This is a genomic window from Mesorhizobium sp. Root554 (assembly GCF_001427025.1).
Classification (GTDB): domain Bacteria; phylum Pseudomonadota; class Alphaproteobacteria; order Rhizobiales; family Rhizobiaceae; genus Mesorhizobium.
Genome location: NZ_LMGA01000001.1, coordinates 179,653 through 188,129, shown reverse-complemented (window position 1 = coordinate 188,129; position 8,477 = coordinate 179,653). Strand labels below are relative to the sequence as shown.

The following is an 8,477-nucleotide window of genomic DNA, read 5'->3' as shown; positions in this document are numbered from 1 at the left end:
GGGGGTTGCTGCCACCCCCACCCCGCTCACTACGTTCGCGACCCTCCCCACAAGGGGGCGGGTAAGCGCTCATCAGGCGGCGTCTTCTTCGCCGTCCTGCTTCTTGTCGCGGGCGATCTCCTTGCCGGTCTCCTGGTCGACGACCTTCATCGACAGGCGGACCTTGCCGCGCTCGTCGAAGCCCATCAGCTTGACCCAGACCTTCTGGCCTTCCTTGACCACGTCGGTGGTCTTCTGGACGCGCTCGCCGGCGAGCTGCGAGATGTGGACGAGGCCGTCGCGCGGACCGAAGAAGTTGACGAACGCGCCGAAGTCGGCGGTCTTGACGACCGTGCCCTCGTAGATCTCGCCGACTTCCGGCTCGGCCACGATCGTGTGGATCCACTTCTTCGCCGCCTCGATCTCCTTGGCGTTGGAGGAAGCGATCTTGACCGTGCCGTCGTCCTCGATGTTGATCTTGGCGCCGGTCTTTTCGACGATTTCGCGGATGACCTTGCCACCCGAGCCGATGACGTCGCGGATCTTGTCGGTCGGGATGTGCATGACCTCGATGCGCGGCGCGAACTCGCCGAGTTCCTGACGGCCCTCGGAAATCGCGTTCGCCATCTCGCCGAGGATGTGCAGGCGGCCGTCCTTGGCCTGGCCGAGCGCGACCTTCATGATCTCTTCGGTGATGCCGTCGATCTTGATGTCCATCTGCAGCGAGGTGATGCCGCCAGCCGTGCCGGCGACCTTGAAGTCCATGTCGCCGAGGTGATCCTCGTCGCCGAGAATGTCGGACAGCACGGCGTAGCGCTCGCCTTCCTTGATCAGGCCCATGGCGATGCCGGCGACGGGCTTGGCCAGCGGAACGCCGGCATCCATCAGCGCCAGCGAGGTGCCGCAGACGGTGGCCATCGAGGACGAACCGTTGGACTCGGTGATCTCCGAGACGACGCGCAGCGTGTAGGGGAACTGCTCGGCGGACGGCAGCATCGGGCGGATGGCGCGCCAGGCCAGCTTGCCGTGGCCGATCTCGCGGCGGCCCGGCGAACCCATGCGGCCGGTTTCACCGACCGAATAGGGAGGGAAGTTGTAATGGAGAAGGAACTTCTCCTTGTACATGCCGGTCAGGCTGTCGACATACTGCTCGTCCTCGCCGGTGCCGAGCGTGGCGACGACAATCGCCTGCGTCTCGCCGCGGGTGAACAGCGCCGAACCGTGGGTGCGCGGCAGGATGCCGACTTCCGAGACGATCTTGCGCACGGTCTTGAGATCGCGGCCGTCGATGCGCGAGGAGGTGTCGAGGATGTTCCAGCGGACGATCTTGGCCTGCAGCTCCTTGAACACCGCGCCGACCTGCTCGGAAGAGTATTCGGCTTCCTCGCCCTCCGGTGCTGCGAACGCAGCCTTGACCTTGGCCTTGACCGCGTCGACGGCGGCGTAGCGCTGCTGCTTGTCGGTGATCTTGTAGGCGTCGCGCAGCTCGCCTTCGACGATCTTGAGCATCTCGCCCTCGAGCTTCGAATAGTCCGGCGAGGTGAAATCGCGCGGCTCCTTGGCGGCGACCTCGGCCAGCTTGATGATCGCGTCGATCACCGGCTGGAAGCCCTTGTGGCCGAACATGACGGCGCCGAGCATTAGCTCCTCGCCCAGTTCCTTCGCTTCCGACTCGACCATCAGCACGGCTTCCGAGGTGCCGGCGACGACGAGGTCGAGCTTCGATTCCTGCATCTCGTCGACATGCGGGTTGAGCACGTATTCGCCGTTGATGTAGCCGACGCGGGCGCCGCCGATCGGGCCCATGAAGGGCACGCCGGACAGCGTCAGCGCGGCGCTCGTGGCGACGATCGACAGGATGTCCGGATCGTTTTCGAGGTCATGCTGCACGACGGTGACGACGACCTGCGTGTCGTTCTTGTAGCCGTCGGCGAAGAGCGGGCGGATCGGGCGGTCGATGAGGCGCGAGACCAGCGTCTCCTTCTCGCTCGGACGGCCTTCACGCTTGAAATAGCCGCCCGGAATCTTGCCGGCGGCGTAGGTCTTTTCCTGGTAGTTGACGGTCAGCGGGAAGAAGTCGAAGCCCGGCTTCGGCTCCTTGGCCGAGACGACGGTGGCCAGCACCACGGTCTCGCCATAGGTGGCCAGCACGGCGCCGTCGGCCTGGCGGGCGATCTTGCCGGTCTCGAGGATGAGCGGACGCCCAGCCCATTCGATTTCCACTTTGTGTTCGTTGAACATGTCTTGTCCTTCCTATGCGGAAAGGGCCGCGCAATTTTCCAATGCGCGACGCCCGTTCCTGGCTTCCTTTTTGCGGGCAGCCACGGGCAAGACAACGGGAGGCTCGGCGTTGGCGGCGACGATGCGCCGGGTCGAGCGTCCTGCAATCCTGCCCCATGACCGTCCATGGGCGGTTCGCACAGCCCTCTGCTGGCGAACCGGTTTGCCGGCGGGATGCGCCGGCATGGTCTGGGTCCCGCGTGAACGGGCCCCGAATGCGCGTCCGGCGGATCCTCGAAGCGAGGACCCGCCGGACGGTTTCGTCAGCGACGCAGGCCGAGCTTGTCGATCAGCGTCTGGTAGCGCGCATCATCCTTGCGCTTGAGATAATCAAGCAGGCTGCGGCGCTGGGAGACGAGGGCGAGCAGACCACGGCGGGAATGGTTATCCTTCTTGTGGTCCTTGAAGTGCTCGGTCAGGTTCTTGATACGCTCCGAAAGGATGGCGACCTGCACCTCGGGCGACCCGGTGTCGCCCTTGACGGTGGCAAATTCGCCCATCAATTCCATCTTGCGTTCGGCAGTAATCGACATCGTGCTTTTCCTTTCTGAAGGGAGGAAACGGGACGCCCACGGCCGGGATGTCGTCCAGCGGGGGCCGGTGTGGACCGCGCAGAGGCACGATCTGCGGCGGATATAGTGGAATTTGGGAGGAAAGGCTAGTGGGGGTTTGGGGGGCGCCTACTCCGTTGTAATGGGTATACGGTTTTGCGGTGGAATGTGGCGCCGGATAAGGACTGCGATATCATGCCTGTCCTTGAGTTCCATCGACTGCGCAAAGTGCTCCAGCAGATGAGTCGCGCCCCAATTATTTAGGAGTTCCGCAACGGTTTCGACAACGAACTGGATATCGTGAGGCGATGCGGATGACTGCAAGGCATCCAGCCGCTCCCCAACCGAACGCATAACTTCCGGCGAAACAGCCATACTTCCAATCGGGTGAGGCCCGCCGCGTTCTGATTGGGGCAATTTATACCAATCCTTGCGTTGGGCCTTCTTTCTCTTGATCTCGCTTTTCTCAATTTCCTTGGTTTCAGGGGGAGTTAAACGGACAACTGTTCGCCGGTTGTTCGTGCTTCCGTCAACTTCCTCGATGTATTCGAACCCGCCACCGGCTTTGGCCATCGTTTTGATAGCGCGGTCGAGGAATTTTAGTTTTTCGTTCTCGTCGTAGCCCGTGATATTCGCCACTGGCAGTTTGCCCTGCTTTCGCGCGACAGTCTCTTGGACCTTTTTGCCGAAATCGAGCATTCTGCTAGCTGCCTGTGCCAAGTCTCCAGCAGCCACAGCTTTGCCGGCCACCCAAATCAAAGCCTCTTGCAGAAAGAGCCACGCCGAGCCCGTTTCTATGTGCCGCAGCACGAGCGATTGGCCATATAGGCGCTTATAATCTGACTGAAGATCAATAAGGATTCGGCCAATATCTTCGACGTTGACCTGCCGATGGGCGGTCAACCCAATGATAATAGTTGGAAGTCCGTCCATCCTCATTTTCTCCCCGTTCCCAATACCAGCTATAGCGATGGCCCGTGAATAATCGGCTTTTTGTTCATAAGACTACTGTACCACCTGCCATGACTCGCTACTTGCAGCCAGCATTGTAGATTCTCACTTCGTTATCTATCTCTTTTCCGGCGCTGGAGGGATGAATGAAGGACACTTTCAACTACACAGCTTTGCATGAAGACCCCATGCTAGCTTTCATACAGTTGGTGGAGCATTTCGACACAATCCTTGAGACCGACGCCAAGGGGATGGAGAACGAGGACACCCGCCGTTTCCTTATAAGTCACATGAATAGTATCATCGGCGCTGCCCGTGAACTCGGCATCCTCGCAATCAGCCAGTGGACGCTGCCAGAGTACGATGACACCTACGGTGAGCACGCTCGTTTCGACCTAGCGGTCAAAAGCATCGTCCTCCAGGCGCGAATCCGGCATTCGCGCACTGTCAATGTCTATTCCGTCCAGCTATCCCTTGACGACAAGAACCGCATCCACAGCCTCGTTGGTGAAATCCGACAGCTTTTGGAAAGGGCTAACCTCGACATCCGCAAAAAGAACTCCCTCTTTGCTAAGCTCAACGCCTTCGAAGCCGATGTAGACCGTATCCGTACCCGCTTCGATAACGCCTTGCTGGCCTTCCTTGCCGTGGCTCACGTGGCCAACAAGGGAACCGATGCTCTGAAACCCATCAACGAGCTTCTGAAGCGCATCAAAGATGTTATGGGTGCTGCCAAGGAGGACGAGCCTGAACAGGCCCAGTTGCCTCCTTCCGAGGACATCAACCAGATCGAAAAACCGCGCAAGCAGATTGGTGGCCCAGAAGCGACCCGCGAAATGGACGAAGAGGTTCCATTTTGAGGACGTGTTCCGACGCGGCGACTGTCTTTGGTATTTGCAAAATCTCTGCCAGCACCCCCACCCCTGTCCCCTCCCCACAAGGGGGAGGGAGACGCCGACATCAACGTTTCGCCAAACATCACCAACGCTGACGGCTATAGCGCTGGCGCGAAGTCTCCCTCCCCCGTATGGGGAGGGGTTAGGGGTGGGGGTGCACTGCCATATGCGGTTGCCCTCTTGCGAGAAGGCAGCCTGACACAAAGTCCTCTCCTTTTATCCACCACCCTCCCCTCCATGCGATCATGCCGCCACGCGAAAGGAGCGGCGGAATGGATGCACAGGCGGGGATTGCGTGGAACGTGGTGGCGTTGAGGCGCATCGTCGTCTCGCTTGTCGCCATGGCCGCCGGCAACGGCGCGCTGCCGCGCCATCTGCATCGCGCCGTGTTGCGGCTGCTGCGCCCGGCGGAGTCGGCCACGCGGCGGCTGATCATCGCAATGGCCGCGACGCCGCAGATGCGCGAAAAGGAGACGATCGCGCTGGCTGCGCAGGCGCGTGAAAGCATCCCTGCTTCACTGCAAAAGGCTGGCGCGCGGCGGCGACGTCAGTTCATGCCGCGAATGCCGCTGCAACCGGCGGTCCGCCCTGCTTTGTCGCGGCTCGCCCTGCCGCTCCTCGATCCGCCGACATATCCGTTCCGCCGCGCGCGGGTGGCGCAGGCGGCCGTTCCGCGCCTTTGGATTGTCGGCTCGACGCAGCCGAGGCCGGCGCTTGCCTTGCCGGCCGCGCCCGGCGACCTTCTCGACGCCACGCGGCTGAGGCTGCGGCTTGCGGCGGTCAGCCGCGCGCTGGACGATCTGCCGGGCCAGGCGCTGCGCTTCGCCCGCTGGCAGGCGCGGCGGGCGGCTTTCGAAGCCGGGCAGAGCCACGTCGCCGCAGGCGCACAAGACAGGATCGGCGTCGCCGTGGGCGCGCAAGACAGGATGCGGTTTCGCTGGCCGCTCAGGCCCGGCCGTCCGCCCGGCAGTTCGCTGGCCGGCGGCGCGGTGCAGTCGGTGCTGGCGCAGGCCCACGCGCTCGGCTGGTGGGCGCTTGAGCAGCGCGCCGACACGTCGTGAGGGGCGGGCCGAGCCGGTATTCGGACCGGCAAACCCCTGCGGGATTTCCTGATGCACCCCCGCCCCTGACCTTGCCGGGGTGAGCCACGGGTCTCGCCCGTCCTTCGGACTCCCGCAAGGCGGAGGGGAGCCGGCGCGGGCCTAAAGCCATTTCTTCCATTTGAAGAAGGCCACCAGCCCCACCGCCACCGTGGCCATGAAGACCAGCGCCGCCGGATAGCCGTAATAGGCGCGCAGTTCCGGCATGTTCCAGGGCGAGGCGTCCGGGTCGAAGTTCATGCCCCAGACGCCGACCAGAAAGGTCAGCGGGATGAAGATGGCCGACACGATGGTCAGCACGGAGATGATGTCGTTGGTGCGCGCCTGGCTGAGCGACAGATGCATCTCGATGAGGCCGGTGGTCATGTCGCGCTGCGTATCGACCAGTTCGATCAGCCGGATGACATGGTCGAGCGTGTCGTTGAGATACACCTTCGTCTCGGGGCGTATGTAGCCGACGTCGCTGCGCAGCAGGCCGGCCAAGGCGTCGCGCAGCGCCCAAAGCGTGCGCTGCATCAGCCCGGACTGCCGCCGCTGATCGTGCAGAAGCCGCACCTGATGCTTGTGGGGATGGTTCAGCATCTGGTCCTCGATCGTGTCGAGCAGATCGCTTGAGGTCTCGACCAGCGGAAAGAAGCTGTCGACGATGGCGTCGGTCAGGGCATAGGCGAGGTAGTCCGCGCCCTTGTTGCGCAGCCGGTTCGGCACCGACGCCTCGATGCGCTTGCGCACGGGACCGAAGGGATCGCCCTCCCGCTCCTGGAAGGTGACGACGAATCCCTCGCCGACGAAAAGCGATATCTGCTCGAAGCGGTTGGTGGCCGGGTCGTCGATCATGCTGACGACGAGGAAGGCATGGTCGTCGAAGAAATCGACCTTGGAGCGCTGGCCGGTGTTGACGACATCCTCCAGCGCCAGCGGATGCAGGCCGAAGATCCTGCCGATCTGTTCGATCAGCTGGATGTTGGCGAGCCCGACGCAATCCAGCCACACCACCGGCCATTCGCCCCGCGCGGCGTTGAGCTCGTCCAGGCTGGCGTTGGCGATCTCCTGGCAGCGGTCGCTGGCGATGAGGGTCAGCCGGAGTTCGCTGCGGCGCGCCGCCGGATCGGCGATCAACGTGCCGGGCGAAGCGCCGACGGGCGAGCGGCGCGTCTTGATGCGCGCGCGTTTCTTTTCGGTACCGTTCTTCGCCATGCCGCCCCCCAACGCGAGCCGCCGCACTCTAGTGGACGGAGATCACCCGGCAAAGACCCGTTTGGGCTTGAACATGCCTTGCTCGATGGCGCCGATGGCCACCAGCCGGCCGCGCACTGTGGCGCAGGCCTCCTCGGCTTCGACCGGCGCGTCGCGTCCCCGGATGATGACGGGATTGCCGAGCCGGATCTTCGCCGCCGTGTCATCGCTGATGGCGATCTGCGGCAGGCAGTCAAGCGCGGCGACCGTGTCGACCAGGAATGCGTCCAGCGCGGTGAAGCGGACGCTGGCCGGAACCTCCGGCGCATCGTCCGCCGGCGGCGGCGGCAAACAGGCCTCGAGTTCGGCGATGGTGACGAAGTCCTCGGCGGTGAAGGGATCGACTTCGGTCCGGCGCAACTCCGCTATATGGCCGAAGCAGCCGAGGTCGCGGCCCATGTCGCGGGCGAGCGAGCGCACATAGGTGCCCTTGCCGCACTCGATCTCGAACAGGGTCCGGTCGGCGGCATGTTCGACGATATCGAGGCGTCCGATCTCGATTTCCCGCGCCGGAATGTCGACCGTTCCGCCGCCGCGCGCCAGATCGTAGGCGCGTTCGCCTGCGATCTTGATGGCCGAGAACTGCGGCGGCGTCTGCATGATGACGCCGGTGTATTTCGGCAGCAGGGCGCGGACATCCGCTTCCGAGGGCCGCGCGTCGGAGCTTTTCGTCACGGGACCTTCGAGGTCGTCGGTCGAGCGCTCCTCGCCCCAGGCGACGGTGAAGCGATAGATCTTGGCGCCATCCTGAACATAGGGGACGGTCTTGGTCGCCTCGCCCAGCGCAATCGGCAGCATGCCGGACGCCAGCGGGTCGAGCGTGCCGGCGTGTCCCGCCTTCTCGGCCTGGAACAGCCACTTGACCTTGGCGACGGCGTCGGTCGAGCCCATGCCGACCGGCTTGTCGAGGATCAGCCAGCCGGAGATCGGCCTGCCCTTCTTCTTGCCGCGGCGGCCCATCAGCCCTTGTCCTCGCCGTCCTTGCCTTCCAAATCCCGCGCCACCTCGGGCGAGTGCAGCAGATCGTTGATCTTCTGGAAATTGTCGTAGCTGGTGTCGAGCCTGAAGCGGAATTCCGGCATGTACTTCATCTGCCGAAGCGCGCCGGAGACCCGCCCGCGCACGAACTTGGAATGTTTGTTGAGCGCCTCAACCACCGCGCCCGCATCCGGCGCGCCGAGCGGCGAAACGAAGGCCGTGGCGATCTTGAGGTCGGGCGACATGCGCACTTCCGACACCGACACGACGGAATTCTCGATCAGCGGATCGAGAATCTCGCCGCGCTGCAGCGTTTCAGACAGGGCGTGGCGCACCTGCTCGCCAACGCGCAGCATGCGCTGGGATGGGCCAGCCGTGGTCGATCTGGGCATGGAAATCTCTTTTCTTCGTACGGGTTCGAACCGTGCAAGGCGGCACTTAGCGCTGTTAAGCCGACTTGGCTATAGCCTGCGGGGACTTTCCCGCCGAAGCAGGCCGGTTTCGGA

8 protein-coding genes are annotated in these 8,477 nt (G+C 63.4%); 2 read left to right on the top strand and 6 right to left on the bottom strand.

Translation table 11 applies throughout. The annotated features are described in order from the left end of the window. Positions 1-72: 72 nt before the first annotated feature. The 3 genes from pnp to ASD44_RS00885 all read right to left on the bottom strand — a co-directional run bounded on the left by pnp (position 73) and on the right by ASD44_RS00885 (position 3,743). Positions 73-2,220 (bottom strand): polyribonucleotide nucleotidyltransferase, encoded by a 2,148-nt coding sequence (gene pnp, locus ASD44_RS00895; protein ID WP_056107525.1) that lies wholly within the window; start codon positions 2,218-2,220, stop codon positions 73-75. A 302-nt stretch (positions 2,221-2,522) separates the two neighbouring features. Then, positions 2,523-2,894 (bottom strand): 30S ribosomal protein S15, encoded by a 372-nt coding sequence (gene rpsO / locus ASD44_RS00890; RefSeq protein WP_274533098.1) that lies wholly within the window; start codon positions 2,892-2,894, stop codon positions 2,523-2,525. A 45-nt stretch (positions 2,895-2,939) separates the two neighbouring features. Continuing rightward, entirely contained in the window at positions 2,940-3,743 is an 804-nt protein-coding gene (locus tag ASD44_RS00885; RefSeq protein WP_156459730.1) for a hypothetical protein, read from the bottom strand. A gap of 164 nt (positions 3,744-3,907) precedes the next feature. On the opposite strand from ASD44_RS00885, the gene ASD44_RS00880 reads away from it, so the two are divergent. Further along, positions 3,908-4,621: a hypothetical protein gene (locus tag ASD44_RS00880; protein ID WP_056107518.1), complete on the top strand. Its 714-nt coding sequence runs from the start codon at positions 3,908-3,910 to the stop codon at positions 4,619-4,621. A 308-nt stretch (positions 4,622-4,929) separates the two neighbouring features. Continuing rightward, on the top strand, positions 4,930-5,718 hold the full coding sequence (locus ASD44_RS00875; RefSeq protein ID WP_056206675.1) for a hypothetical protein: 789 nt from the start codon (positions 4,930-4,932) through the stop codon (positions 5,716-5,718). A 141-nt stretch (positions 5,719-5,859) separates the two neighbouring features. Here ASD44_RS00875 and corA read toward each other — a convergent pair whose 3' ends face one another. From corA to rbfA, 3 genes are read right to left on the bottom strand one after another with little or no spacing between them, the layout of a single operon-like run. Beyond that, complete coding sequence (gene corA / locus ASD44_RS00870) at positions 5,860-6,954, bottom strand: magnesium/cobalt transporter CorA (RefSeq protein WP_056107514.1); 1,095 nt, start codon at positions 6,952-6,954, stop codon at positions 5,860-5,862. Between the two features lie 42 nt (positions 6,955-6,996). Next, positions 6,997-7,953, bottom strand: coding sequence for a tRNA pseudouridine(55) synthase TruB (truB, locus tag ASD44_RS00865; RefSeq protein WP_056107510.1), 957 nt, complete (start codon positions 7,951-7,953; stop codon positions 6,997-6,999). After that, a complete protein-coding gene (rbfA, locus tag ASD44_RS00860) occupies positions 7,953-8,363 on the bottom strand; it encodes a 30S ribosome-binding factor RbfA (protein ID WP_056107507.1) in 411 nt (136 codons plus the stop codon). Before rbfA ends, truB begins: the two co-directional genes overlap by 1 nt. Between the last annotated feature and the right edge of the window lie 114 nt (positions 8,364-8,477).